Annotated in this window: 19 protein-coding genes; 3 read left to right on the top strand and 16 right to left on the bottom strand. The window is 50.5% G+C overall.

Going from position 1 to position 26,087, the window contains the following annotated elements:
* Window positions 1–130 precede the first annotated feature (130 nt).
* A complete protein-coding gene (locus ACI3EW_RS10940) occupies window positions 131–988 on the top strand; it encodes an AraC family transcriptional regulator (protein ID WP_117484692.1) in 858 nt (285 codons plus the stop codon).
* Window positions 989–1,077: 89 nt separating this feature from the next.
* Here ACI3EW_RS10940 and ACI3EW_RS10945 read toward each other — a convergent pair whose 3' ends face one another.
* From ACI3EW_RS10945 to ACI3EW_RS10955, 3 genes are all read right to left on the bottom strand, one after another.
* Window positions 1,078–2,154 (bottom strand): arabinose ABC transporter substrate-binding protein, encoded by a 1,077-nt coding sequence (locus ACI3EW_RS10945; protein ID WP_242994067.1) that lies wholly within the window; start codon window positions 2,152–2,154, stop codon window positions 1,078–1,080.
* Between the two features lie 107 nt (window positions 2,155–2,261).
* A complete protein-coding gene (locus tag ACI3EW_RS10950; RefSeq protein ID WP_117484691.1) occupies window positions 2,262–3,248 on the bottom strand; it encodes an ABC transporter permease in 987 nt (328 codons plus the stop codon).
* Entirely contained in the window at window positions 3,245–4,753 is a 1,509-nt protein-coding gene (locus ACI3EW_RS10955; RefSeq protein ID WP_142410512.1) for a sugar ABC transporter ATP-binding protein, read from the bottom strand. The genes ACI3EW_RS10950 and ACI3EW_RS10955 overlap by 4 nt, the downstream gene beginning before the upstream one ends.
* A 246-nt stretch (window positions 4,754–4,999) precedes the next feature.
* Between ACI3EW_RS10955 and ACI3EW_RS10960 the strand changes: the two genes are divergently transcribed.
* Window positions 5,000–6,130 (top strand): aldose epimerase family protein, encoded by a 1,131-nt coding sequence (locus tag ACI3EW_RS10960; protein ID WP_405582126.1) that lies wholly within the window; start codon window positions 5,000–5,002, stop codon window positions 6,128–6,130.
* 192 nt (window positions 6,131–6,322) lie between these two features.
* Here the strand turns inward: ACI3EW_RS10960 and ACI3EW_RS10965 are convergent, their stop codons facing one another.
* From ACI3EW_RS10965 to ACI3EW_RS11025, 13 genes are all read right to left on the bottom strand, one after another.
* The gene (locus ACI3EW_RS10965) at window positions 6,323–6,637 is read right to left on the bottom strand and encodes a hypothetical protein (RefSeq protein WP_329751745.1); all 315 of its coding nucleotides are present in this window, start codon (window positions 6,635–6,637) and stop codon (window positions 6,323–6,325) included.
* Between the two features lie 216 nt (window positions 6,638–6,853).
* The gene (gene nrdG, locus ACI3EW_RS10970) at window positions 6,854–7,348 is read right to left on the bottom strand and encodes an anaerobic ribonucleoside-triphosphate reductase activating protein (protein ID WP_118321222.1); all 495 of its coding nucleotides are present in this window, start codon (window positions 7,346–7,348) and stop codon (window positions 6,854–6,856) included.
* 178 nt (window positions 7,349–7,526) lie between these two features.
* Complete coding sequence (gene nrdD / locus ACI3EW_RS10975; RefSeq protein ID WP_405582121.1) at window positions 7,527–9,659, bottom strand: anaerobic ribonucleoside-triphosphate reductase; 2,133 nt, start codon at window positions 9,657–9,659, stop codon at window positions 7,527–7,529.
* Complete coding sequence (scpB, locus tag ACI3EW_RS10980) at window positions 9,656–10,342, bottom strand: SMC-Scp complex subunit ScpB (RefSeq protein WP_118321224.1); 687 nt, start codon at window positions 10,340–10,342, stop codon at window positions 9,656–9,658. Before scpB ends, nrdD begins: the two co-directional genes overlap by 4 nt.
* A gap of 108 nt (window positions 10,343–10,450) precedes the next feature.
* A complete protein-coding gene (locus ACI3EW_RS10985) occupies window positions 10,451–11,245 on the bottom strand; it encodes a segregation and condensation protein A (protein ID WP_118533179.1) in 795 nt (264 codons plus the stop codon).
* A gap of 98 nt (window positions 11,246–11,343) precedes the next feature.
* Window positions 11,344–12,243 carry a metallophosphoesterase gene (locus ACI3EW_RS10990; RefSeq protein ID WP_243022368.1) on the bottom strand — a complete coding sequence of 300 codons (900 nt, stop codon included), beginning with the start codon at window positions 12,241–12,243 and terminating at the stop codon, window positions 11,344–11,346.
* Between the two features lie 6 nt (window positions 12,244–12,249).
* Window positions 12,250–12,453, bottom strand: coding sequence for a hypothetical protein (locus tag ACI3EW_RS10995; protein ID WP_118297019.1), 204 nt, complete (start codon window positions 12,451–12,453; stop codon window positions 12,250–12,252).
* Window positions 12,454–12,549: 96 nt separating this feature from the next.
* Window positions 12,550–13,929, bottom strand: coding sequence for a D-alanyl-D-alanine carboxypeptidase family protein (locus ACI3EW_RS11000; protein WP_118533225.1), 1,380 nt, complete (start codon window positions 13,927–13,929; stop codon window positions 12,550–12,552).
* A gap of 376 nt (window positions 13,930–14,305) precedes the next feature.
* Window positions 14,306–17,512 (bottom strand): DEAD/DEAH box helicase, encoded by a 3,207-nt coding sequence (locus ACI3EW_RS11005; RefSeq protein ID WP_215703657.1) that lies wholly within the window; start codon window positions 17,510–17,512, stop codon window positions 14,306–14,308.
* A gap of 198 nt (window positions 17,513–17,710) precedes the next feature.
* Window positions 17,711–19,477 carry an arginine--tRNA ligase gene (gene argS / locus ACI3EW_RS11010; protein ID WP_329751741.1) on the bottom strand — a complete coding sequence of 589 codons (1,767 nt, stop codon included), beginning with the start codon at window positions 19,475–19,477 and terminating at the stop codon, window positions 17,711–17,713.
* A gap of 355 nt (window positions 19,478–19,832) precedes the next feature.
* Complete coding sequence (locus ACI3EW_RS11015) at window positions 19,833–22,316, bottom strand: homocysteine S-methyltransferase family protein (protein WP_485662972.1); 2,484 nt, start codon at window positions 22,314–22,316, stop codon at window positions 19,833–19,835.
* 78 nt (window positions 22,317–22,394) lie between these two features.
* Window positions 22,395–23,045 carry a vitamin B12 dependent-methionine synthase activation domain-containing protein gene (locus tag ACI3EW_RS11020; protein ID WP_118321228.1) on the bottom strand — a complete coding sequence of 217 codons (651 nt, stop codon included), beginning with the start codon at window positions 23,043–23,045 and terminating at the stop codon, window positions 22,395–22,397.
* 285 nt (window positions 23,046–23,330) lie between these two features.
* On the bottom strand, window positions 23,331–24,233 hold the full coding sequence (locus tag ACI3EW_RS11025) for a LysR family transcriptional regulator (protein WP_118297024.1): 903 nt from the start codon (window positions 24,231–24,233) through the stop codon (window positions 23,331–23,333).
* A gap of 430 nt (window positions 24,234–24,663) precedes the next feature.
* Between ACI3EW_RS11025 and ACI3EW_RS11030 the strand changes: the two genes are divergently transcribed.
* Window positions 24,664–25,878 (top strand): ABC transporter substrate-binding protein, encoded by a 1,215-nt coding sequence (locus ACI3EW_RS11030; protein WP_405581663.1) that lies wholly within the window; start codon window positions 24,664–24,666, stop codon window positions 25,876–25,878.
* Window positions 25,879–26,087 lie beyond the last annotated feature (209 nt).

The raw sequence follows: 26,087 nt of genomic DNA on the forward strand, positions 1-26,087 counted from the left end.
TTATAATCGAAACCAGTACTGCGCATCCCGGCTCTTTCGTTCCGGAAGTCATCTTCCGCACCATGCGCACATCGTAACCAGCCGTCAGATCCTGCCGGATCCGTCTTTGAAAGGAAGGTGGAAACACTCCATGATCTCTACCGAAAAAGGGATTCTCCCCGGTTCCGACTATTATGTCTATACCCCAAGCGCCCAGGCGCAGTCCTTATTTTTTTATCCGCTGATCATCGGAAATTTTTCCTACAGCGATGATTACAGTCTCCGCCGCACTGCGTTCGACAATTTTCTTCTCATGTACATCAAGCGCGGGGAATGCATCATTGAGCTGAATGATCAGGTATTCCGGGCACTTCCCGGCCAGATCGTATTTCTCGATTGTTATCATCCCCATGCCTACAGAAGCTCGACGCCCTGGGAATGTGAATGGATCCACTTTGACGGTCCTATGGCACGTGCATTTTATCAGGCGATCATGAGCAGTTCCGCTCCGGTCATCAGTCTGAAAGACACCTACCGGTTTGAGCGGTATCTCCATAAGATCTATCTCCGTTTCCGGGAACATCTCCCGTTAAAGGAGGCATTGTTTAACAATTACATTGTCAACATGCTGACCGAACTTTTTGTCAGCCGCGACCACGAACACCCGGAGGCTGTCTCTGGCGGCATCATCGAGGACACGATCACCTACATCAACAATCATCTGACGGAGATCCTGTCCTTAAACGATCTCGCTTCCCAGGCTTCTCTAAGTCCTTTTTATTTCAGTCGTCTTTTCAAAAAAGAGACTGGATTCTCGCCGCATGAATACGTGATCCTGACACGGGTAAACAATGCAAAATATCTTCTGAACTTTTCGGAGATCCCCATCAAGGACGTCTGCTTCCAGACCGGTTTCAGCAGTGAGAGCAGCTTCTGTACCACCTTTAAAAAGGTGACCGGACAGACGCCGACCGAATACCGTCTCGCCTGTAACCAGAATCGAACCTGATCGGATCATATCATGCGAAAAGGGCTGCCGGAATCATTCAGGCAGCCCTTTTTATGAGAGGATTTACAAAAACAGGACTCGGTCTCTTTTTATTCTGCCGCTTTTCCCATTACTTCTTTGTAGTTTTCCGGTGTTACGACAACTGCATCGACTGCTGTCTCCTGCGGAACGTCCTTACCGGCGATCACATCATACAGAACCTCAACAGAACCGGTTCCTACGGAGTCAGATGAGAAGTATGTTGCTGCCTTCATGCAGGTACCGTCAGCGCCTTTGTTGTTCCACTCGTCTTTTGCCATGTAAGCACCAAGACCTACTACGCATGCATCTGCATCAAGACCTGCACTCTCAAGTGCACGGACAGCACCGATCGTACCTTCCTCGTTTGCACCTGTTACCATCCATTTCTTGATCTCCGGATGTGCTGTGATAACGGATGTCGCCGCTGTGTTTCCTTTATCGGTCGTTCCGTCATAGTCTGCTTTAAAGATTCTTTCTGTCGGGAAGTCCGGGCAGCCTGCTGTAAAGTTATCATACTCACCTTCTGCACGCGGTACGCAGGAAGAAACGGTATCCATTGTCAGGATCAGAAGACCGCTTGTCTCATCTTCTACAAGACCGTTGTCTTTTGCATATGCTGCAAGCCAGTCGCCGTTTGCCTGTCCGATGACGTAAGCATTGATTCCTACCCACGGAGCGATCTTTTCACCGGCGTCGTTCTGAAGTGCATCATCGGCTGCAACGATCGGGATGCCTGCTTCTTTACACTTGTCAACGGCAGCCTGGGACATTGTCTGGTCCGGGATACAGGTTACGATTCCCTTTGCCTGGTTTGCGATCGCGTTATCGATTGCTTTCAGGTATTCTTCCGGGCTCATCTTTGCATCTACGAAAATGAATTCATCTCCATTTTCCTCTACTTTCTTCTGTGCTGCTGCGCCCTCATCAATGAACCAGGTCTGGTCGCCGGCTTTGTAAATACCGTAAACAACACCTTTTTCTGATGATCCTGCATCTGCTGCCGCCGTGTCAGCTGCTGCTGCGGTGGTATCAGCTGCTGCCGCTGCTGTTGTTGCGGATGTGTCGGAGCTGCTGCATCCGGCAAGTGCCGTTGCTGTCAATAATGCGGCTGCTGCAAACGCTGCTGTTCTTTTCATCTTTTTCATAATAAAACCCTCCATTTATAAAATTTATTTTGTTTACATAATTGATACAATGATGTTGGGATCAAAAATCCGCTTGCACCGGATTTCCGGCCTTTGGTCCCTGGTATCTACAGGTTCTTCATGGAAGCTGCAAGCAGGTCTTTCTCTCGCTTCTGTTTTCTGATGTAGTCAGTTGTCAGAGCGAAAAGAAGAAGTCCGCCTTTTGCGACATACTGCCAGAAGCTTGGAACGTTTACCATCGTAAGTCCTGTGTTGAAGGACTGGATCAGGATGATACCGAGGATCGTGCCGCCCATGTTGCCGACACCTCCGACGAAGGATACACCGCCGAGGATAACAGCTGTGATCGCATCAAACTCGAGGTTGACGTTTGCGGCCGGCTGTCCGGAGTTCATACGTGCCGCGAATATGATGCCGCCGATCGAGCAGAGGATACCCATCATCACATAACAGGTTGTGATGATCTTTTTCGGATTTAAGCCTGCAAGTCTTGCTGCATCCATGCTGCCGCCGATCGCATATACGCTGCGTCCGAATTTCGTCTTTGCAAGGATGATACCGAATACGACGATGCAGATGATCATGATCCATACAGATACCGGAATGTTTAAGATCCTTGCTTTTCCGAGAAGAAGGAATGTCTTATTGCTGATGGATACCGGTTTTCCTCCGCAGATGATGTAGGCAAATCCACGGATGATGGACTGTGTTACGAGTGTTGCGATGAATGCCTCCAGATGGATCTTGTTGACCATGAATGCATTGAAGAAGCCTACGGCTGCTCCGCAGACGATCGTAACGATCACAGCTGCCGCGAACGGCATTCCCTTTGATACGAGAAGTGCTGCTACAACTCCCGAAAACGCTGCAAGTGAACCAGGAGACAGGTCGTTCTGACCGGCAATGATCAGATATGTATGTCCGACTGCGACCATTCCGACGAGGGATGCCGCGATCAGGATGTTGATCATGTTTGTGACGGACAGGAAGTTTTTATTCAGGCAGGTAAACAATGCAAATACTACAATGATCGCTGCGATCAGAACAAGCTTGTCGCCGTCAATATGGATCCTACTTTTTTTCTTTGTACTCATGCTTCTTTTACCTCCCCGATCATTCCCATGCTGAGAAGTGTACTCTCAGTTGCATCTTCTGCTGAAACCTCACCAACGATCCGTCTTGCACGCATGACGATGATCCGGTCGGATAATCCCATGACTTCCGGCAGTTCGGAAGAAATCAGGATCACGCCGAGTCCCTGTTTTGCGAACTGGCAGATCATCTGGTAAAACTCGGACTTTGCACCGACATCGATTCCTTTTGTCGGTTCATCCAGGATCAGGACCTTCGGATTCGTGCTGATCCAGCGTGCAACGATGCATTTCTGCTGGTTTCCTCCTGACAGCTCCACGATCTTTTTCTTTGCGGAAGGCGTCTTGATCTTGAAATTTTTAATGCCGTCTTCTGCGATCTTTTCTTCCTTCTTTGCATCTACAAAGCCGAGACTGTTGGAGTTTTTGTCCAGCATGGAAATATTGATGTTATCACTGATATCAAGGTTTGAAAGAATTCCCTGAAGTTTTCTGTCCTCCGGTACGAGAACGATCCCGTGTTCCATCGCTTCATGCGGAGATCGGTTCTGGATCATCTTTCCCTCGAGAATGATCTCTCCGCTGCGGATCGGATCCGCGCCGATGATCGCTCTCATGAGTTCTGTCCGTCCTGCACCGACAAGTCCGGAAAATCCAAGCACTTCACCTTTTCTGAGGACGAAGGAATTCTCTTTCACATAGTCGGAAGAAACATTTTTTACTTCCAGGAGAACCTCTCCGATCTCTTTGTTCCTGTCGAGATTTTTGTAGATATCTCCGAGATCACGTCCGACCATCATCCGGATCATCTCCGATTCCGGGACCTCACCGGTCTTTACTGTCGTCACATAATGACCATCCTTGAAGATCGCCACTTTGTCGGTGATCCTCTGGATCTCATCCATTCGGTGAGATACATAGATGATGATCTTGCCTTCCGCTTTCAGCTTTTCGATGATCTTAAACAGAGCATCGATCTCTGAATCGGAAAGGGATGCTGTCGGCTCATCAAAGCAGATTACCTTCAGATTCTCTCTCGAATATGCCTTCATGATCTCGACCATCTGCTGGTAAGCGATACTCAGATCTTTGACTTTTGTCGACGGGTGGATCGGAAGACCAAAATCTTCAATGATCTTTGATGCCATCTGGTTTGCTTTCTGGGTATCGATGAATCCAAAACGGTTGACCGGCATTCTTCCGAGATAAATATTCTCTGCGACCGAAAGCTCCAGAAGAATCTGACGTTCCTGATAGATAACAGAGATTCCTTCTTCGATCGCCTGATGCGGGGACTGGAAATGTTTTTCCACACCGTCCAGCAGATATTTTCCGCTTGTCGGCTGATAATCTCCATTCAGCACTTTCAGAAGTGTGGATTTCCCCGCTCCGTTCTCTCCAAGGAATGCCAGAACCTCGCCTGCATATGCCTTAAACGAAATATTATCCAGTGCTTTTACACCAGGGAAATATTTACAGATGTTCTGAAATTCCAACATACTGCTCATATTGCGTTCCTCCCTTTTTCACTGTCATTTTGAGTCTTTTCTTTTTTCGTACTGTATTGGCAGTCACTTCAGAAGATAATTTCTATTGTGCCTTTCGCTTTATTTACTTTATATTATACCTTTTTTCCAATAATCATCATTATCATCGCTTGCTGTATTATTTTTAAATCTTGCTCTCATCGTTTTTTTATGTTCTCTTTTTTGTACAAATATTTTAAACTGGAATCAGAAAGGAGATGGCGTATCATGCAGTTAAGTGATAAATTTTTCACATTTGATACCGGAGAAAAATCGCATTTTTTCGACATAATAACCAGTTCAGGACTCTCGCTCTCCCTGTTTTCGATTGGAGCGTCCATTCAAAAAATTGCTTTTAAAGGTAAGAAATGGTCCGACCATCCGGAAACAGACGGGAATGAACTTCCGATCACATTGAGTTCCGGCAATCCTGATTTTTACCGCATCTGTCCGTGTTATGCAGGAGCAACGCTTGCCCCGAATGCCGGAAGGATCTCCGGCTCCTCCATCCTTCTCGGAGGAGAAACGATCCCTCTGACCCCAAACGAAGGTGCGAACCAGCTGCATGGCGGTCCGCATAATCTCTCCGCTCAGAACTGGAACACAGAATTCGTCCGCCAGGATTATGATTCTGTCTCGATCGGATTTTCAGCATTTCTCGCCGACGGCGTCGACGGATATCCGGGAAATCGCACGTTTCATGCGGAATATACGCTCGATGACAGCAACTGGCTGACCATCCGGTACCGGGCATCGACGGACCGGCCGACTTATATCAATATGTCGAATCATACCTACTGGAATCTTTCCGGTGACTTTTCATCTTCCGCGCTTGATGAGACACTCACCGTTTTCGCAAACAATGTCTGCCTGAATAATGAGGAACATATTCCCGTCGAAATCATCCCTATCGCAAGGACGATATTCGACTTTTCCAGCCCTGCTTCTCTTAAGAGCCGGCTGGATTTTCTGCCGCGCGAGGAAAAACTCCGCTCCCGCTGCCGCAGGCAGCTTTCCATCGCGCGCGGTTACAACCATGCATTTATCCTGAGCCGTGACCAGACCTCCCGCAATTTCCGGTCACTTCCGCAGCCTGTAAGAAAAGCATGTATCCTGAGCGATCCTGTTTCCGGACACTCCATCACGCTTTACACGGATGCCCCGGCACTCGTCATCTATTCCGGCGGATTTCTCGATGATTCCATCGGATTCCCGGACGGCACGCACTCCTGCCCGTCATGCGCCATCGCGCTCGAAGCCCAGGATGTTCCGGATTCCCCACATGTTCTGCCGGAACATTTTTCCATCACAACGCCAGAACATCCGTTTGAGCGGACGATCCGGATCCAGATCCGGTAAATGTCGCAGTAACACTTACAGTTCTGCCGCTGGCAGCTTCTTTCGAATTCATTGAAATACAAAAAGGGACCTGGCCATCATCTGATATGCCAAATCCCTTTTTCCTTTATTTGTAACTATTCAGTACCTTCTCACACCTACAGGAATCTCCCCACTGAGCTTTCCTTCGGATGCATAGTTTCTGTTATATTGTCACCACCGGATCCAGATCTTCCCGCTGTATTTCCAATTTCCATATAGCAGCCGTCCAAACAGAGCCAATGCTGTGAGCTCAAAAAAGCAGATCGTCAGGCGGTCGGAACCTGCAAATGTCGTGAGCAGAGTCAGGAATGCGACCAGTGCAAGATACAGGAGATTCATTCCTTGAAAACGGACAAACTGTTCTTTTTCCCGGATCCTGTCATCATTCCGGATCCGCTCATAAGAACGTCCTTTTCCTTTTAAAAGGCGCATTCCGAGTACCGCCCATTCGATCGTTAAAATACAGAGTACATATTTCGCCAGCATAGACATCCTTCCTTTCCATGAAAGTTCTCTGCAATTTTCTCTTCTATCCGTCCCATGAGTCTGCATGTTTTCTATGGTCTTATTGTATCACATGCCAACGCAGCTGTCACTGTCTCCTTCTGCCTCTCTCCTGCCGTGTACAGTTGTGGCAGCAGATTTTGCCGATTCGGAATGCGAAGCATCGGCAAAATCAGGTGTTGTCCCTGATCGTTTGTCCTATTTCGATTGATAGAGCACTACATTTTTATTTTTTAACGTCTGTTTCACATCGATGACTCTCTGGTTCGCGCTGCCTTTCCAGTGCAGGGTCACATCTTTTTCTGCTTCCACGAACGGTCCGTCCACCAGGACATCCACGTTTTTCAGAAACGGAAGATCCCGGATGTCTTCCCACAGAAATCCTGTATACAGCCAGATCGTCTTTTCCGGGAACTTTTCGTGGATTTCTTCGATCAGATTTCCCACTTCTTTCCGGTTCTGCCAGTGAAGCGGATCACCGCCGGAGAATGTCACGCCGGAGATCCAGGATGGCGCCAGCGCCTCGAAAAGTTCCTGCTTTGCCTCCTCGTCAAACGGGAGTCCGCCTTTCACATCCCATGTCACCGGGTTCTGGCAGCCCGGACAGGCATGGCTGCAGCCAGCAAGCCATAAGACGGTGCGCAGGCCGTCGCCGTTTAACATGTCCTCTTTTGTAATGTTGTGGTAGCGCATGAGATCACCTCTTTTTTATTTTATATTTTCACGCAGTGCACATATTCTTGTTTTTATTTCATAAAAACAAGAATATCTCGGGCGTTCGCCCTATGTAAATTTTGCCAAACAAACCCTTATGCAAGCAAGCTTGCAACGCGTTTGTTTGACAAAATTTACGCACTGCTAACTGTTTCCATCACATCGATTTCCGCTCCGCGATCTCGGCCATCTTCGCATCATTCAGCCTCGTATCGCCCTTGACGCGGGAATAGCTCAGATATCCGTTCATACGGTCGATCTTTGTCAGGTTTTTGCTGCCGCAGACCGGACACACATCCATATTTAACTCCTCGTGTCCGCAGTCATCGCAGTAGGACAGCGACAGGTTCACGCCCTCATAAAATCCCATCTTCATCGCGCGGCGCGCGAGGGAGCGGATCGCTTCTTTATTGTAGTCGATCGGATATTTCACGTACTGGATCTTTCCGCCGTTGGAGAGTTCCCAGAACCGGTATTCGAGGTTCTGCTTCTGGATCGGCGTGATATCTTCCGTCACATGGCAGTGGAAGCCATTGCTGACATACTCGCGGTCGGAGACATTCTCCACGATCCCGTATTTTTTCCGGAACTGCTTGACCTGAAGTCCACAGAGGTTTTCCGCCGGTGTCGCGTAGATCGCATAGAGATTTCCGTCCTCGTGTTTAAACTGCTCCACCTTCTCATTGATGTGTTTTAAGACCTCGATCGCAAACGCCCCGTCTTCCACCAGGGATTTTCCGTTGTACAGTCTCTGCAGCTCATTGAACGCTGTAATCCCGAAGGATGCCGTCGCCGTCTTAAGGAGTGGTTTGATCTTATCGTGAAGTCCTAAATGACCTCCGTAGAATCCGCCCTCACAGTACGCCAACGGGTTTGTGGACGCGCGCATCTCTCCAAGGTACGCGTAAGTCCGGATATGGATCTTCCGGATCAGCTCCAGATAATAATCCAGGACCTCGTAGAAATCCTTGCTCTCCTGTCGTGCCTTTGCAAGCATCATTGGAAGATGCAGGCTCACAACACCGATGTTGAAGCGGCCGACAAACACCGGAACATCATTCTCATCAGCCGGTTCCATGCCGCCCCGCTCATACCACGGAGAAAGGAACGCGCGGCAGCCCATCGGGCTGATGATCTTCCCGTATTTCTTGTACATGCCGGCGATATAACCTTCACCGGTCAGGGAGAGCCAGTCCGGATACATCGTCCTGGAAGAGCACTCGATCCCGGCCTCAAAAACGTCCTCAAGCTCTTTTCCCGGTCCGTGAAGGTTCTCATCATATAAGAACACAAGCTTCGGGAACAGGACCGGCTTCTTGTGGCCTTCTTTTCCCTGACCTTTCTTTCTCACATTGAGCATCGTGATCGTCGCCATCTTTGCGAACCGGCTTGTTCCGGTTCCTGCCGTCATCGTGATAAACGGATAGTCACCGCGGCTGGAGGAAACGGAGTTGAACTTGTACTCCCAGCCCTGGAAGCCCTGTTCCATCTCTCTCTGAACGTCGTTCCAGGCTATCTCCTTCGCTTTCTCCTCGTCGAGACCGAGGTCGATATATTTTTCGATATACTTTCCGTAGGATTTCTCGGCATACGGCGCCAGGATGTTCTCCACGCTCGGAACCGTAAAACCACCGTACTGCTGGCTCGCCGCACTTAAAACGATATCGCCGATGACGTCAAATGCGACATCCAGGGTCTTCGGCTCATTGTACCAGATATTTCCCATCTCGAAACCGCCGCTCAAGACCTCATTGACGTCAAACAGGCAGCAGTTCATCGTATCGCGTCGCGCTGACATATCGTGGATATAGATATATCCGTCCCGGCATGCCTGAAGCTCCTCGACGGTCATAAAGAACTTCTGGTATAAAGATTTATTCAACTCATTGAAGATCAGGCTGCGCTTCGTGGAGACGAGAGCACTGTCCGTATTGCTGTTCTCCTTGTCGCCGATGTACATGATGGACTGGCTCTTTTTGTAGACTTCATCGAGCATCTGGACGAAATCCTGCTTATAGTTGCGGTAATCGCGGTAGCTCTTCGCGACCACCGGGTTGACGCGCTCCAAAGCGCCCTCGACGATGTTGTGCATCTGGGCGATCGGGACTTCCGCCTCATCCAGGTCCTCCGCTTTTTCTTCCACAAATTCACAGATAAACTTACTCTCGGCCTTCGAGAAGTTGATCATCGCGCGGTTTGCAGACTTATTTACTGCCGCCAGGACTTTCTGGACATTAAACTCCTCTTTCGTCCCGTCTTTTTTGACTACTTTGATCTCACTGCATTTCATGATATGGAATCCTCCCCGTAAGCCTCGTTGTTTTCTATCTCTTTCTCGTTCTCATTCTCATCTGCATCTTCTTCCGGATCTTCGTCATCATCCAGCAGATGACCTTCCTCATCGATCCTCAGGTTCAGCTCTTCCTCAACCTCACTCCGGATCTCTTCTCTTTGCTCCACATTCATCTCCGGGAGCTGTTCCGTGGATCCGACGCCGAAACGGCGCAGGAATTCCTCGGTCGTCGCAAAAAGTGCCGGGCGGCCCGGCGCATCCAGGCGGCCCGCCTCATAGACGAGATCGTATTCCACAAGCCGGTTGACCGCATGGTCCGATTTTACCCCACGGATCTTCTCGATATCGGCCTTGGTGACCGGCTGCTTGTAGGCGATGATCGCCAACGTCTCCATCACCACATCCGACAGGATCTGCTTTTTCGGCGTTGCTGCGACACGGATCAGATTTTCATAATAATCCACACGGCTGCACATCTGGTAGCTGTCATCCAGCCGCACGATCTGCATGCCAGCTTTTCTCTTGTCATATTTTTCCTTCAGGCGCTCCACGGCCTGGATGGCCGTCTCCTCATCCGATTCCAATGCCGCCGCAAGCTGTCGGATCTCCACAGACTGCCCCATGGTAAACAGCACGGACTCCACAACGGACTCCTGTGTTTTCAGGTTTTCCACTCTCATTCAAATTCCTCCACGATCGTATCATCCCATGTTTTCCTGCGCTCAGCGCATTCGCCCGCCTGTCACCGTTTACACTCGTATATCCCGGCAGCAGACTTTTCCGCAGTCCTACTGAACAGTCGTGACGACGATTTCATTGTCATCTTGTTCCCCGCCTTCCGGCTCCAGAGATTCTATGTACATGTCGTCAAACAGATGTTCCTGCGTCAGATGGATCTTTCCCACCTTCATGAGCTCCAACAGTGCAAGGAACGTCACGACGACCTCCGTCTTATCTCTCTGTTTTTCCAGCATCTGGCGGAAACTGAACTTCCGGTGTTTTCTCGCATAGCCGAGAACCGAAGTGATCTTGTCCTCCAGGCTCACCGGCTCCTTTTTGATCGTTCCGAACGTGCTGCGGACCGGATCAATCTTGTCCTGCTGCCGCTTCATGACCGCCTCAAAGATCTTCTGAAGCTTTGTGAGCGTCACACCGTCCAGGAGTTTATCGAGATCCACCGGCTCCTCGTATTCCTTCACCTCCGGCGGGATCGTCGGATCTTTGTAGAACACACGGTCCGCCCCGGTCTCCAGATCCTTCAGCTCCTCCGACATCAGCCGGAATTTCTTATATTCCAGGAGGCGCATCACAAGTTCCGCTCTCGGATCTTCCTCCTCGCCTTCCTCATTTACTTCTTTCGGCAGCAGCATCCGCGCCTTGATATCGAGAAGTGTCGCCGCCATCACCAGGAACTCGCTGACCACATCCAGGTCTTCCTCATCCATCTTCCGAACGTACTCCATGTACTGGTCCGTGATCTCGGTGATCGGGATATCATAGATATTCACTTTGTTTTTTTCGATCAGATGAAGAAGAAGATCCAGCGGACCTTCAAACTTTTCCAGTTTGTACGATAATTCCATATACACCTCATGTTTTCAGATATCAGATGCCTTTGTGTTGCTTTGAACCGCAAAAAAGAATGTGCCATGGCACACTCTTTCCTTACGGTACATGGAAATCAGCTTTTTTCGCTCTTTCCATCTTCCAAACCGCAGAGCCGTATCACAACCACCTGCGGTTTATCATTTAACCGGATATTGATCGAATGGGTTCCAAGTCCCCGTCCGACGATCATCCGGCTCCTCTCTCCCCATCTTCCGGGAAGTTCAAACTCACCCGCACAGCGCGGATAAAAAAACTGATACTGAGGGGTCATGACTCCGCCGAGGACCGGAAGCCGGATCGTGCCGCCGTGAAAATGTCCGGAGAGCGTAAGATCCGCTCCCCAGGCCGCATACTCCTCAAAAAACAGAGGAGAATGTGCGAGAAGAAGATTGAATCTTCCCGGATCCGGCTCTCCCAGGGCATCCTTCAAGAGATTTTCCGGGATCTGTCCCGACCTTGGCAGGTAAGCGCTCTTCGGGAGATCGAGACCATAGATCCTGATCTCTCCGTCGAGATCCGCAGAACCGTTCGCGAGATAACGGATCCCGGCATTTTCCAGGGCAGCCTGGTAATTCTCATAGGCTGCACCGTAAATGTCAGACTTCCAGACCATCCGGCACTCATGGTTTCCATTTCCGCAGTATACCGGAAATTCTTTTGCAAGCTCCGTCAGAAGCTTTCTCGGAATCTCCACATCAGAATTTCCTTTTTTTGCAACCATCCCGTCCCCGCCGGATAAAACGGCATCCGGCTTCACCTTCCGGACCGCATCCAGCAGCCGGCAGTTCTGATCTCCGAACTCCTTATTGTGGAGGTCTGTCAGAAAGACGATCGTCTTTCCCGGACCGTGGATCTTTTCCGAGACGATCCGGTATTCTTCCGTAACAAGGCAGTCCCGCTCATACCGGGAACGCGCCAGGCAGCCGCCCCCAAATGCGATGGCGCCGGCAACCAGAAACACTGCTGTCCCCAAATCGGATTATTCCTCCTCAAATACGCGGATCCCGCGCTCAACAACGCCTGCAAATGCCTGCGCATAGCTCTTGTACTCCGGATGTTTCGCAATGATCTTGTCCATCACGTCTTTTATCTCGCCGCTGATGATAACGGTGCATCCTGCTGCCTTCTTGTTGGTGGAACGATTCTCGTACATATCCTGCATTACTTTTACTCTTTCTTTCATGATAAAGCACTCCTCTTATTCTTTATTATTTTCAGAAATCACTGCCGTTTTCTCTTATGCGTGATATTCGCCGCTGCACACGGCAGCGCATGTTTTTTACTGTACCCAGGCACCATCCGCGCCGACTTTATACTTGTTGTCGATCGTCGTATTTCTCACGATCTTGCCGTCTGCACCGAGATAGAACCACTTGCCGGAATCCTGTCTCCAGGCATTCTTCGCCATCGTCCCGTTGGACTCAAAATAGTACCAGTCAGTTCCGAACATCTTCCATCCGGTCACCATCTTTCCATCCGGGTCGAAGCCGAAATCAGCGGCATCGATCGTATAGATCGTTCCGACAGCCTTTGTTCCATCAGCGAATTCATATCTCCAGCTTCCGTTGTCCTGAACCCACTTTCCCGCAGTCTCCTGCTTCGCAGTCGTTGTCGTGCTGTTTCCGGTCGTATTGCCTTTCTCTGTATTGACATACTGATATCCGTAGTCCAGCATTTTCTTTGTATCTGCATAGTGGGTGCTCTTGGATTTTAAGATCACTGCGACCATGCGGACACCGTCCTTCTCAACACAGGTCACAAGAGTGTTTCCTGCCTTGGAAGTATATCCCGTCTTTCCGCCGACGATTCCTGCATAGTATCTGGAATCATTCGGATAGAGCATCTTGTGGCCCGGAGTGATCGTTCTCGCAGCAGCAGCCTTTGTTGCCGGGAACTTGTAGCTCAATGTGGAATCGATCTGGCAGAGCGTCTGATTCGCAAATGCGGCAGCTGCGATCTTTGCCATATCACGGCATGTCGTGTACTGCTGGTCAGAGTTTAAACCGTTCGGATTCACAAAATGAGTGTTCGTGCAGCCAAGCTCCTTTGCTTTCGCGTTCATCAGATCTGCGAATGCGGAAATGCTGCCGGAGACATGCTCGGCAAGTCCGTTTGCAACCTCATTGGCGGATTTTAAGAGAAGTCCGTAGAGGCAGTCTTTTACAGATACCTGATCTCCTTCCACAAGTCCGATCTTCACCGCACCGGACTCCAGATTTGTGACAGCCGTCTTTGAAAACGTCACCTTGTCGTCCAGTTTCGATTTCTCCAGCACAAGGAGCGCTGTCATGAGCTTTGTGGTGCTGGCCGGGGCGAGTTTCTCATCGGCATTCTTCTCGAAGAGAACTCTTCCGTTCGTCACATCATAGAGGATTCCCGCCTCCGATGTGATCTCCGGCTTTGTGATGGCATCTGCAGCCGCTTTTGCCGCTGCGCTCACCTGGCTCTGGGTGTTTCCACTGTTTGTATTGTTTGATGTACTGTTCTCATATCCCGGACCGCCCTCGTTTCCAGCCTGTGTCCCCGCTGTTGTCGTCTGAGTATTCTGGCTGGTCGTCTGTTTATCGCTGTCACGGATGATCGTAGCCGCCTGCACCGGCTGCGCCGCGAAGATCGCGCACGCAAGTGCAAACGGGATAATTCTGTTCATTTTTCTCATGTCTTTTTCCTCTTTTTCCGGTATATTTTCGCAAAGATGCCGCTGTTCACGCATTTTACCATGCGCAGACCTGCTGAAAAGTCACCTTTCCTCTCTCTATGCTAACATAGATCCACCGAAAAAACTTTGAATTTTTCTGTCGATTTTCTTATGTCATTGGCATTTCGTGTTATTTTTCACGGGTAGGAATTTTCTGAACTGAAAATTCCGTATGATACCGTTGTGGTCGCGGATTTTGCCGATTCGGAATGCGAAGCATCGGCAAAATCCTGTTACAGTGCGCGGGCATGGAGTGCCAGTGTACTGTAACCATTTCGTTACAGATCACGCACTGCCTGTCCGCACACTGCAGCAGGATCCTGATGCAGGAAAGCAGCTATACATCCTCGTCCAGCATCCGGATCAGGTCTTCCCTTGTGATGCTGCTGAGTGCTCCAGTTCCCTCCGTCACCACAGTGTCCGCGAGATCCCGCTTCATCTCCTGAAGCTTCAGGATGTTCTCCTCGATCGTATGTTTTGTGATGAGTTTGAATACGGAGACCTGATTTTCCTGACCGATCCTGTGGGCACGGTCTGTCGCCTGGTTCTGCGCCGCCACATTCCACCACGGATCGTAATGGATCACCACATCCGCAGCTGTCAGGTTTAATCCTGTTCCGCCTGCCTTCAGGGAAATCAGGAACACCATCACATCGTCCTTCTGGAAAGAAGATGCCATCTGCATGCGGTCCCGCTTCGGTGTCGAACCGGTGAGCAGGTAGAACGGGATCTTCTCCTTTTTCAGACGCTTTGCGATGATCTCGAGCATCGACGTGAACTGTGAGAATAAGAGGATCTTATGACCTGCCGATGTCCCGTTCAAGAGCAGTTCCATGCAGGTGTCAAGCTTCGCAGAGCCGCCTTTATATCCCTCAAAACACAGGGACGGCTCACAGCAGATCTGGCGCAGACGCATGAGTTCCGCGAGGATCTGCATCCTCTCTTTTCCGTAGTCACCGTCGGTTCCCTCCATCAGCTGTTCCTTTAAGGAGGCGGCTGCCGCCGTGTAGAGATCCTTCTGCTCGCCTTCCATGTTGGAATACAGGACCGTCTCAAGCTTATCCGGAAGCTCCTTTAAGACGTCTTTCTTTAATCTTCTCAGGATAAACGGACCTGTGAGCTTCTTTAACTGAGCCAGGGCATTCGGATCCTGGTCTCTCACGATCGGCATCTCAAACGCCCGCTTAAATTTCTGCGAGGTGAATAAAAATCCCGGCATCAGGAAATCAAAGATACTCCACAACTCTCCGAGATGGTTCTCGATCGGCGTTCCCGTCAAAGCAAAGCGTGTTCTTGCCGGAACAGCCTTTACAGACTTCGCCGCCTGTGTGGAGGAATTCTTGATATACTGCGCCTCATCGATGATCTCAAAGCGGAACTCCTTTTCATGATACCAGAGAATATCGCGCTTTAAAAGGTCGTAGGAGGTGATGATCACATCCGGCTTTTCTGTCTCGTAAGCTGCGAACATCTCCTCGCGCTCGGCCTGGTTTCCCGCCGCCGTCATGATCTTAAGTTCCGGTGCAAACTGGGCAAACTCATTTTCCCAGTTGTATACAAGGGACGCCGGGCACACGACAAGAGAAACTCCGCCGTTTTTCGCCTTCTCATCGAGCAGGAGGGCGATGACCTGGATCGTCTTTCCAAGACCCATCTCATCTGCGAGAATTCCACCGAAACCATATGCATCCAGGCTCTTTAACCACCGGTATCCGACTTTCTGGTAACTGCGGAGCGTTGAAGCGAGGCGCTCCGGGATCTCATAATCGCTGTCTTCCACGTCTTTCATGCCGCGGACCACCGCCTTGAACAGCTGGTCCCGGTAGACGCTGACACTCTTATCCTCTTTTAACGCCGCATCTAGGAACATGGCGCGGTACGCCGGAAGTTTGATCGTCTCGGAACCAACCAGCTCCTTCGAGACACCCAGCTGTTCCGCGATCTTTGCCACCGTGAGAAGTCCGCCGTCCCCGAGTGTCAGGAAGTCGCCGTTCTTCATCCGGTAGAAGCTCTTTTTCTTCCCGTAAGCCGCAAGGACCGCCGCCAGCTCTTCCCTCGGAAGTGCCCCGGTATCCACCTCAAGCTCCAGCCATCTTCCAAGCGTTCTCACCTGGACAGATGTGCTCACCGGCGGGAGAACGCGGATCTTCTTGAAGGACTCGGACACGAACACGTCACCCGTGTCCATGAACTTCTTCATTCCCTCAGAGATCAGACGATATACCGCCTCGTCATCATTTTTGATCACAAGGTTTCCGGAACCGTCCTCCGTATATTTAAAGTAGGTAGTGATCAGCTGGCTCACCTTGAACTCTCCCGGAACATCCCGGCAGATCTCTTTCGGAACATTCTCATCTGCCAACGGATGGAAGGAAAAATCTCCATATGCAAGCTCCGGGCGCAGATTGACCGTCCCGACAGCGTCACTGTCAAAATAGAACGAGGCTTTCAACTCTTTCGGGCGGTAGCTCTCAAGATCCACGCCTTCTGAGCGGATCAGTCCGAAGGATTCCAGCTTTCTCAGAACACGCTCGTAAAAGAGCGGCATATCCCGGTCGTTGACTGAGACCTCGTTCTCCGCGTCCAGTCCCATGACCATGTATTCCATAAATACGGTCAGGCACTCCGTGTAGTCCGCATCACAGCAGTAGATTGCCTCCTGATCTGCGATAAACAGGGATTTTTCACCGGAAAAGGCCATGATATCCTTGTCCACGGTGACTTTGATGCCGTCTCTTCCCTCTTTTTTCACTACCGCGGTAAAGACCGGATTTTCCCTTTTTACTGTGAGCATCCGTTTTTTCTTCCGGTAGTCCTCGCACTCGATGGTCTGACCTTCCATGATCGCTAAGAAGCGCTCTCTCCCGGCTTTTCCGAGGATCAGCTCCTTTAACGCCGGCTCCGCCTCCATGGAAAATCTTCCGCTTCCGCGGTACTGTTCCCGGAAAAATCCGACACGCTCCATGATGAGAAGCGCCAGCGCACGGCTCTCCTCATCAAAAGCCTGGAGACTGTGGTGGAAAGCCAGTCCTTTTCCGTACTGGACAAGACTCATGTTTTCCATTGCTTTCGCGAAGGCGGTCAGATCCTTCACCGGGTACTGTTTCTCCCGTCCCACCGTGAAGCGGACCTTCACCTGTTCCCGCGAGATCGCGACGATCGGGACCAGACGGTAATGTCCTTCCTCGGAGGCCCCCATGATCCGGCTCACCTCACGGTTTGTGTATTCCCGGACCATAAAGCGGACCTTCTGTGAAGTGGAGACCGGATGTTTTGACTCTCTGCTCTCCCTGCGGATCCACTCCGCGAGCAGGGCATGGGCATGCGGGCACATCGGGATCCCGTCCGGTCCCTGTGTGCAGGAGACTCCGCAAAATCCAAGATTTCTTCCTGTTTTACTGATATGCGAACAAGAGTAGTCAAAATTCTGACTACCCTTGCGCAGGATACGGACACGGTATTCATCTTCCCCGTCCATGACGGTTCCTCTGATCTCTGTTTCGCCTTTCCAGAAGGTTTCGGCGGTAAGCTCCGTTACTTCCATATCGATTTGTCCCCCAGGTTTTTTAATAAAATATCCTACGAAACCAGATCGCTCCGCGCTTCGCGCTCCCACGATCTCAAACTTCATTCGCAATCCGGCCTCACGGCCTACTTGCTCATGAAGTTTTACCTGTCAAATGTCTGTGCATCTTGGGAAGCAAGCTTCCCAATCTGTACAGCCGCTTGACAGGTTATTTCATCACATTCTCTCCGGCGCGTCAAATCCCAGGACGTTGATGCAGGTCATAAGAACATTGCGGGTTAATGTAACAAGGCTGATATATCCGGCCTGTTTCTTTTTATCTTCCTCGGCGATGATCTTTGTCTCGTGATAGAAGTGGTTTAATGCGTTGGAGAGCTCGTAAATGTAAGCACAGATCTTATGCGGTGCAAGCTCCTCAAAACAGGTGAGCATCACGTCACTGTATCTGGAGAGTGCGAGCATTAAGGTCTTCTCCGGCTCTGCGGACGGCGGAAGGATCTCACCGTTCTCTGTATTCTCACAGGTATCCTGATATTTCTTTAAGATCGAATTGATTCGCGCGATCGTGTACAGGATATACGGACCTGTATTTCCCTCGAAAGAAGTAAACCGGTCGATATCGAAGACATAATCCTTTGTCGCCTGGTTGGAGAGATCCCCGTATTTTAAAGCGGCAAGACCAACGATCTCAGCTGTCTTCTTCGCCTCATCCTCGGAGACGGTACGGTTTTCCATAATACGGTTGTAAGCAGCCTCATCGATATCCGCGATCAGGTTCTCCAGACGCATAACGCCGCCCTCTCTCGTCTTAAACGGCTTTCCGTCCTTTCCGTTCATCGTTCCGAAACCGACGAAATCCATCTTCCGGTCTGCCGGAACGATCCCCGCCTTCTTCGCAACACGGAACACCTGGGTAAAATGAAGCTCCTGGCGCTTGTCCACAACATAGATGTAGTGATCCGGCTTGAAATCTTCCTCTCTCTCAACGATCGTTGCAAGGTCAGAAGTCGCATAGAGAGCGGCTCCGTCGGATTTTCTCACGATACACGGCGGAAGCTCCTTCGTATCGGTCGGCTCCGCGATATCGACAACAAGAGCACCCTGGCTCTCGTAAGCAAGTCCCTTATCCTGAAGATCCTTGATCAGTCCCGGGATATACGGCTGCGCGTCGCTCTCCCCTTTCCAGAGATCAAAATCAACATCGAGATTTGCATAGTTTCTCTTCAAATCCTTTAAAGACACATTCATGATGTGCTTCCAGATCGCACGATACGGCGCATATCCACTCTGAAGCTTGAAAGTTGCCTCCTGCGCACGCTCCTTGAACGCCTCATCCACCTTGGACTTTCCGCTCGCCGCCGGGTAAATCTCCTCAAGCTCAGAGATCGTAAACGGTGCCTCCTCCGGATACTCCCCTGTAAAATTCGGATCAAAATACGGAAGCTCCGGCTTTCTGTCCTTTAACTCCTCGATGATAAGTCCCATCTGAAGCCCCCAGTCACCGAGATGAACATCACCGATCACCTTGTGGCCGACAAAACGTCCCATGCGCTTTAACGCCTCACCGATCACCGCAGAACGAAGATGACCGACATGAAGCGGTTTCGCAACATTCGCTCCGCCATAGTCGATAATGATCGTCTCCGGATTCTCGACCTCATCCATACCAAGCTTCTTCGCATCCTTCATTCCGTTCATATAGTCAGAAAGAAAAGAAGCATCTACCTTTAAATTGATGAATCCCGGCATAACGGCATTCACCTCTTCAAACACCTTGCTGTCCTTTAACTGCTCCACAACACCGTTCGCGATATCGATCGGTTTCTTTTTATATGTCTTTGCAGCTGCCATCGCACCATTGCACTGATACTCGCAAAGGTCCGGACGGTTAGACAACGTCACTTTCGCAAAATTCTCGTCATAACCATTCGCCGCAAAAGCTTTTCTCATCTCATCCGTGATGATATCCAGAATCTTTTTCATCTGATCTTCTCCTTTATTAGCGTGCGAGTCTGCGATCATCCCATTCGCCGCACCAAAACAGCCAAACAATACCGCAGACTGATACAGTAACTATCATTATACCGTATCACGGTAGAAAAATCCATACTTCTGCACACTTTTTTGCACAATCCGCGCCGAGCGCAGCAACGGCGCACTCCTTGCGCCTGCAGCGGAGAGCTTCCGGTCAGGAGTGCATGAATACGGGGAAGGATCCCACCGCACTCCTGACCGGAAGCTCTCCGCCCCGCTCTCGCCAACACGCTCTCTCCCGAAAAAACAACTGCCAGGCTCTCCAAAGAACCCGGCAGTCACAACTATATCACGCTCTGATCTCTTACTTCCCGATCACACTCGCCGCAAAATTCACCGACGCCATCGCATCCTTGCAATACGCATCCGCCCCGATCGCATCCGCATACTCCTGCGTCAGAACCGCACCTCCGACCATGACCTTCACCCAGGGCGCATCCTTCCTCAGCGCCTTGATCGTCTCCTCCATCGACGGAACCGTTGTCGTCATAAGAGCACTGAGTCCGACCACCGGCACGTGCTCCCTGATCGCCTCTTCCACGACCGTCTCCGGCGGAACATCTCTTCCAAGATCGATCACATCAAAACTATAATTTTCCAGAAGGACCTTCACGATATTCTTCCCAATATCATGGATATCCCCCTTCACCGTCGCCAGGATCACCTTTCCCTTCTTCTCCTGGACCTCTCCGCTCGCCTCCATGGACTCCTTCACGACAGCAAACGCCGCCTTCGCAGCCTCCGCACTCATCAGAAGCTGCGGAAGGAACACCGTTCCGGCCTCGAATCCCTTTCCGACCTCGTCGAGAGCCGGGATCATGTCCGTGTTGATGAGTTCGAGCGCATCCGTATCCTTCAGGGCAAGTCTCGCCGCATCAGACGCCGCCTGGGACATTCCCTTTATGATACTCTTCTTTAACGCAGAGCCCGTATCCGCTGCTCCTGCCCCGGATGCAGTTCCGGAACCTGCCGCACTTCCGGTGCCCGCAGTCCCGCTCACGCCTGCCGCCTGGTTCACAGCCGCTGCCTTTAAGATCTCCTTCTGTCTCTTTTTCTCCGCTTCCTTCGGACCGTAGATCCCCACATATCCCGCACAGTTCTCATCCTGCGCCGTCAGCACCAGGAAACTGTCGTAAACCTGCATCATCGCTTCCAGATTCGGGTTCACGATCCCTGCAGAAAGCCCATTCTGCATTGCGAGAAGGAAAAATGACGCATTGATATTTTCGCGCATCGGAAGTCCGAATGACACGTTGGAAACGCCGAGAACCGTCTTTCCGCCCAGCTCGTCCCGGACTCTCCGCACAGTTTCCAGGGTTGTAAGCGCCCCGTTCTTATCGGAGCTAACCGCCATGCAGAGGCAGTCCACGAGAATGTCCTTCTTCGGGATCCCGTAGGATGCCGCCGTCTCGTAGATCTTCTTCGCGACCGCAATTCTTCCGTCCGCAGTCTCCGGGATCCTGTCCTCATCGAGTGCCAGGGCAACGACAACACCGCCGTAATGCTTTACGAGCGGGAAGATCTGTTCCATGACCTCTTTCTTTCCGTTTACCGAGTTGATCAGCGGTTTTCCGTTATAGATCCTGAGCGCCCGCTCCATCGCCACCGGATTGGAAGTATCGATCTGCAGCGGCAGGTCCAGGACACCCTGAAGTTCCTTCACGACATCCACCATCATCTGTGGTTCATCGATCCCCGGAAGTCCCACGTTGACGTCGAGAACATCGGCGCGGCTCTCCTGCTGGGCAACACCCATGGAGAGGATGTATGTCAGGTCCTTATCCTTTAATGCCTGCTTGAATTTCGGCTTTCCGGTCGGATTGATCCGCTCTCCGATCAGGATCGGGCGGCCGCCGAACGTCACCGCATGGGAGTAGGAGGAGATCACGGTCCGTCCTTTATCTGTGATCTCACAGACCGGGATCGCGTCGCAGACAAGTTTTGTCTTGTGAATGTGCTCCGGCGTCGTTCCGCAGCAGCCTCCGAGGACCGTCGCCCCGTTCCGTGCCATCTCCTTCATCGCCTCGGCAAACTCGTCCGCATTGATATCGTAGACAGTCTTTCCGCCCTCACTTCTCGGGAGTCCTGCGTTCGGGTTTACAAGGATCGGTGTGGAGGAAACACGTACCATATCTTTTAAAAACGGAAGAAGCTGGATCGGTCCAAGTCCGCAGTTTAATCCGATCACATCGGCGCCGAGGCCTTCCAAAAGCGCCGTCACGGACTCCACATTTCCTCCGGTCAGCATTTTTCCCTTTTCATCGAGGGTGATCGTCGCAAAGACCGGGAGATTGCTGTTTTCTTTTGCTGCCAGGACTGCCGCCTTTAACTCGTAGCCGTCTCCCATCGTCTCGATGATCACAAGGTTGGCTCCCGCCTCTTTTCCGGCGATGACCACCTCTTTATAAGCCTCATAGGCATCCTCAAACTCGAGATCACCGTACGGCTTTAAGAGCTTTCCGGTCGGTCCCATGTCGAGCGCCGCGTATCCGTGTCCGCAGGCTTTGATCGCGCGCTTCGCATTTCCCACCGCTGCCGCAACGATCTCCTGCACCGAATATCCGTCCTCGGCCTTGAATTTAAAATGGTTCGCACCGAAGGTATTGGTCGTCACCACATCAGAGCCTGCTTCCAGGTATTCCCTGTGGATCTCCTCGATGATCTCCGGTTTGGAAAGATTCCATGTCTCCGGAAGTTCTCCGGGCTGCAGTCCTCTCGCCTGCAGAAGACTTCCCATTCCTCCGTCAAAATAAATTCGTCTCTCTTTCATCAGTTCCAGAATATTCATGGTTCTCTCCTATCGTCCCTGATCCGGATCCTGACCGGATCAGCTCGTAATTTTCCATCATTTTTTATTTTCTGTATCTCAGTCCTGACATCTCCGGAACGCGCAGTCCTTTTTCCCGCACGCTTCACATCCTTCGATCGTACATGCTGCCGGTGTCCTGCTCACACCGATCACCGCCGTCACCGATTTTGACGGCATCATAAGGTATCCCTCTGTCAGAGTGATCCCGATCCTTTTCCCCGCCTCCAGGCCGTCAAGGATCTCTTTTTGCGCCGACAGCGGAAAATCTCCGTATCCCGGCGAAAATCTCGGTCTGAGATAGAGGCCTTTTTCCAGATATTCCTTTTTCCACCCGGCATTCAGTTCATTGCAGTAAGCTTCCACCATCGCAGCGGCGGCAGCCTGCATGACCACCGCTTTTGCCACGGAAAGTTTCCCGTACCTGGCCAGAAGTCTGTCCACCTGTGCGCCGACAGTGACCGCCATCACCAACACGGAATCACAGCCAGCCAGGTTTTTTCTTAAATTTTCACTCTTCACCCGAAAACATCCGCCATTGATCGTCCCATCATCTTCCATGATCAGCGGATACTCCCGGATCAGATGTCTGAAATCTGCCGCACTCTCTGCTTCCCGGATACATTCCTCTAAAAGCCGCTCCGTCTCCGGATCCGGTTCATGTTTTCCAAGCCCCAGATAGCGGAGCGCTTCTTTTCTGTCTGTCTGCATTTTCTGATCGGTTCCTTCACTGTTTTTTCATATTTCCTGGATCTTCTCTGCACTGTTTCCGAGGATCTTTTCCGGTTTTGAATGAGTTTCTTCCTTATTATAATAGACCATATAACCGGCAGTTAAGTCACTTATAACTACAGGTTAATCTATTGTTTCCGTTATAATCTGCCTTTTATCCGTTCTTTTTCGGATGCTTATCAGCATACCACCTGGTATCTGCCCTCGTCCAATATATTCGCTATGTGCCTGGCTATAGGTTTTTCCTATTGCTATTTTGATCCGTCACATTCCCTCAAATTTCCGGATCTCCTCCAGATATTTCTGTCCCAACGGGCTTAGCGCGATTCCTTTTCTCTTCAGATATCCGATCGTCATGACCTCATCCGACTTTAACTTGACGGCAAGGTAATCCGATCCGTTCAGATTGTCGCAGAGGATCCCGGAACAGAGCGTATATCCGTTTAAGCCCACCATCAGGTTTAACAGGGTCGCACGGTCATTTGCACGGATCAGCCGTTTATAGCTGTAGGTGCTGAGGACTTCCTCGGCAAAATAGAAGGAATTATAATTTCCCTGTTCAAAGGAGAGACACGGATATTCCTGAAGTTCCTCGATCGTGATCTCGTCCTGACCGGCCAGCGGATGACCTTTCCAGAGATAGACATAGATCCCGCAGTCCATCAGCGGACAGAATTCCAGATCTGACTCATCAAACAGCTTCGTGAGGACTTTCCGGTTAAAGTCGTTTAAATAAAGAATACCGATCTCACTGCGGAATGTCTTCACATCCTCGATGACCTCGTAAGTCTTTTCCTCCCGCACCGCAAATTCGTATTCATCCATGCCGAACTGCTTGACCATCTCAATGAACGCATTCACCGCGAACGTATAATGCTGCATGGAAACGCCGAATTTTTTCTTCACGTTCTTCTTTTCGATATAGCGGGACTCCATCAGCTTATACTGTTCCGTGACCTGCCTGGCATAGCCCAGGAACTCCTGTCCTTCCGGGGTCAGGACAACGCCGCGGTTGCTTCTCTTAAAAAGCTCCGTTCCGATCTCATGTTCCAGCTCCTTTAACGCCAGTGAGAGACTCGGCTGGGAAATAAACAGGAGCTTCGCCGCTTCGTTCATGGAACCGGTGTCTGCGATCGTGATCACATATTTTAACTGCGTAAGCGTCATAATACTCTCCTTTCCGGCCGGTTCGGATGGCCAGGATCTTCGTTCGCCCAGTTACTCAGATTTTACCGATTCCCGCGCATTTTGTCAATCACAGAGACACATCGTCTGACACGTCCGCTATTTTTTACGGACAGAATATTTCCAAACGGAAGCTGCGGATTCTGCCGCTTTGAAATGCGGAATACCGGCTTCTTTCCGTCCAGTAAAACAAGCCTTGTTTTATTCCGCAACTCTGAATAAATCCAGCGTTTTTCTCCCCAAAATGCTATAAACCCGTAAAAAATACGTGTTTTTCCCCGTTAAAATTTTAATTAGCTTGACATTTTGAAGTAAACTCCCTATAATTCAAAATAATCTTTAACCGTTCCACTTCAAATTGACAAAGCAGTGAATGGTTATCATGATAACAAGTTCCAGAGGAGGAAACATTATGAAAAAAAGATTTTTAAGCCTTGGCCTTGCAATGGCAATGGCAGCATCTTTAACAGCATGTGGAAGCTCTTCTTCCACAACAGAAACAACAACAGCTGCAGCAGCTGACGCGACAACAGCCGCTGCCGGAGAGAGTACAGCAGCTTCCGGTGAAGTATTCAAGATCGGTGGTATCGGCCCGGTAACAGGTGCAGCTGCTGTATATGGTCTCGCAGTTAAGAACGGCGCACAGATCGCAGTCGACGAGATCAACGCTGACGGCGGTATCAACGGATACCAGATCGAATTTAATTTCCAGGATGACGAGCACGACGCAGAAAAATCCGTCAACGCTTACAACACCTTAAAAGACTGGGGCATGCAGATGCTCATGGGTACTGTAACATCCGCTCCGTGCGTAGCAGTCGCTGACAAGACAATGGCTGACAATATGTTCCAGATCACACCGTCCGGTTCTTCCGTTGAGTGTGCACAGAACCCGAACGTATTCCGCGTATGCTTCTCTGACCCGGATCAGGGTGCTGCATCCGCAACCTACATTGCTGAGAACAAGCTTGCTGATAAGATCGCAGTGATCTACGACAGCTCCGATGTATATTCCAGCGGTATCTACGAGAGGTTCGCTTCCGAGGCTGCAAACCATGGTCTTGATATCGTTGCTGCTGAGGCATTCACAGCTGATTCCAACAAGGACTTCTCCACACAGCTTCAGAAAGCAAAGGATGCAGGCGCTGACCTTGTATTCCTTCCGATCTACTACACAGAGGCATCCCTGATCCTCAACCAGGCAAACACTATGGGTTACGCTCCGAAATTCTTCGGATGTGACGGTATGGACGGTATCCTTCAGGTTGACAACTTCGATACAAAGCTTGCTGAGGGCTTAATGCTCTTAACACCGTTCGCAGCAGATGCTGACGACGAGCTCACACAGAAGTTCGTAACTGCTTACAAAGAGAAATACGGCGAGACACCGATCCAGTTCGCTGCTGATGCATACGATGCGATCTATGCGATCAAAGCTGCTGCTGAGGAAGCTGGCATCACACCGGAGACTTCTGTAAGCGATACATGCGACAAGATGAAAGAAGCAATGTTAAAGATCACTGTAAACGGTCTTACAGGTGAGAACATGACATGGACAGAAGACGGCGAGCCGCACAAGGCACCGAAGGCTGTCAAGGTTGTAGACGGCGCTTACCAGGCGATGTAATCAGACATGAAAGAATGACGTTACCGGACACATCATGTGAACCGTAACAATGACAGAATTAAGAGGATTGTCGCTTCGGCAATCCTCTTGTTTCTTTCAGGGTCTTATGGTATTATGAACATAAAATTTGCTGTCGGGGGCAAAAATCCGTCAGCAGGATCCCGCCCGCAACTGTCCATCCGGTCTGTACGTTCCTATTATAGACCGCA

The organism is Pilosibacter rotomagensis, from assembly GCF_045062245.2.
GTDB lineage: Bacteria > Bacillota > Clostridia > Lachnospirales > Lachnospiraceae > Pilosibacter.

Coding starts and splice junctions, on each gene's coding strand:
- ACI3EW_RS10940 (WP_117484692.1), top strand. CDS start 131: ATGATCTCTACCGAAAAAGGGATTCTCCCCGGTTCCGACTATTATGTC.
- ACI3EW_RS10945 (WP_242994067.1), bottom strand. CDS start 2,154: ATGAAAAAGATGAAAAGAACAGCAGCGTTTGCAGCAGCCGCATTATTG.
- ACI3EW_RS10950 (WP_117484691.1), bottom strand. CDS start 3,248: ATGAGTACAAAGAAAAAAAGTAGGATCCATATTGACGGCGACAAGCTT.
- ACI3EW_RS10955 (WP_142410512.1), bottom strand. CDS start 4,753: ATGAGCAGTATGTTGGAATTTCAGAACATCTGTAAATATTTCCCTGGT.
- ACI3EW_RS10960 (WP_405582126.1), top strand. CDS start 5,000: ATGCAGTTAAGTGATAAATTTTTCACATTTGATACCGGAGAAAAATCG.
- ACI3EW_RS10965 (WP_329751745.1), bottom strand. CDS start 6,637: ATGCTGGCGAAATATGTACTCTGTATTTTAACGATCGAATGGGCGGTA.
- nrdG (WP_118321222.1), bottom strand. CDS start 7,348: ATGCGCTACCACAACATTACAAAAGAGGACATGTTAAACGGCGACGGC.
- nrdD (WP_405582121.1), bottom strand. CDS start 9,659: ATGAAATGCAGTGAGATCAAAGTAGTCAAAAAAGACGGGACGAAAGAG.
- scpB (WP_118321224.1), bottom strand. CDS start 10,342: ATGAGAGTGGAAAACCTGAAAACACAGGAGTCCGTTGTGGAGTCCGTG.
- ACI3EW_RS10985 (WP_118533179.1), bottom strand. CDS start 11,245: ATGGAATTATCGTACAAACTGGAAAAGTTTGAAGGTCCGCTGGATCTT.
- ACI3EW_RS10995 (WP_118297019.1), bottom strand. CDS start 12,453: ATGAAAGAAAGAGTAAAAGTAATGCAGGATATGTACGAGAATCGTTCC.
- ACI3EW_RS11000 (WP_118533225.1), bottom strand. CDS start 13,929: ATGAGAAAAATGAACAGAATTATCCCGTTTGCACTTGCGTGCGCGATC.
- ACI3EW_RS11005 (WP_215703657.1), bottom strand. CDS start 17,512: ATGGAAGTAACGGAGCTTACCGCCGAAACCTTCTGGAAAGGCGAAACA.
- argS (WP_329751741.1), bottom strand. CDS start 19,477: ATGAAAAAGATTCTGGATATCATCACGGATGAGATGAGAAAAGCTTTT.
- ACI3EW_RS11015 (WP_485662972.1), bottom strand. CDS start 22,316: ATGAATATTCTGGAACTGATGAAAGAGAGACGAATTTATTTTGACGGA.
- ACI3EW_RS11020 (WP_118321228.1), bottom strand. CDS start 23,045: ATGCAGACAGACAGAAAAGAAGCGCTCCGCTATCTGGGGCTTGGAAAA.
- ACI3EW_RS11025 (WP_118297024.1), bottom strand. CDS start 24,233: ATGACGCTTACGCAGTTAAAATATGTGATCACGATCGCAGACACCGGT.
- ACI3EW_RS11030 (WP_405581663.1), top strand. CDS start 24,664: ATGAAAAAAAGATTTTTAAGCCTTGGCCTTGCAATGGCAATGGCAGCA.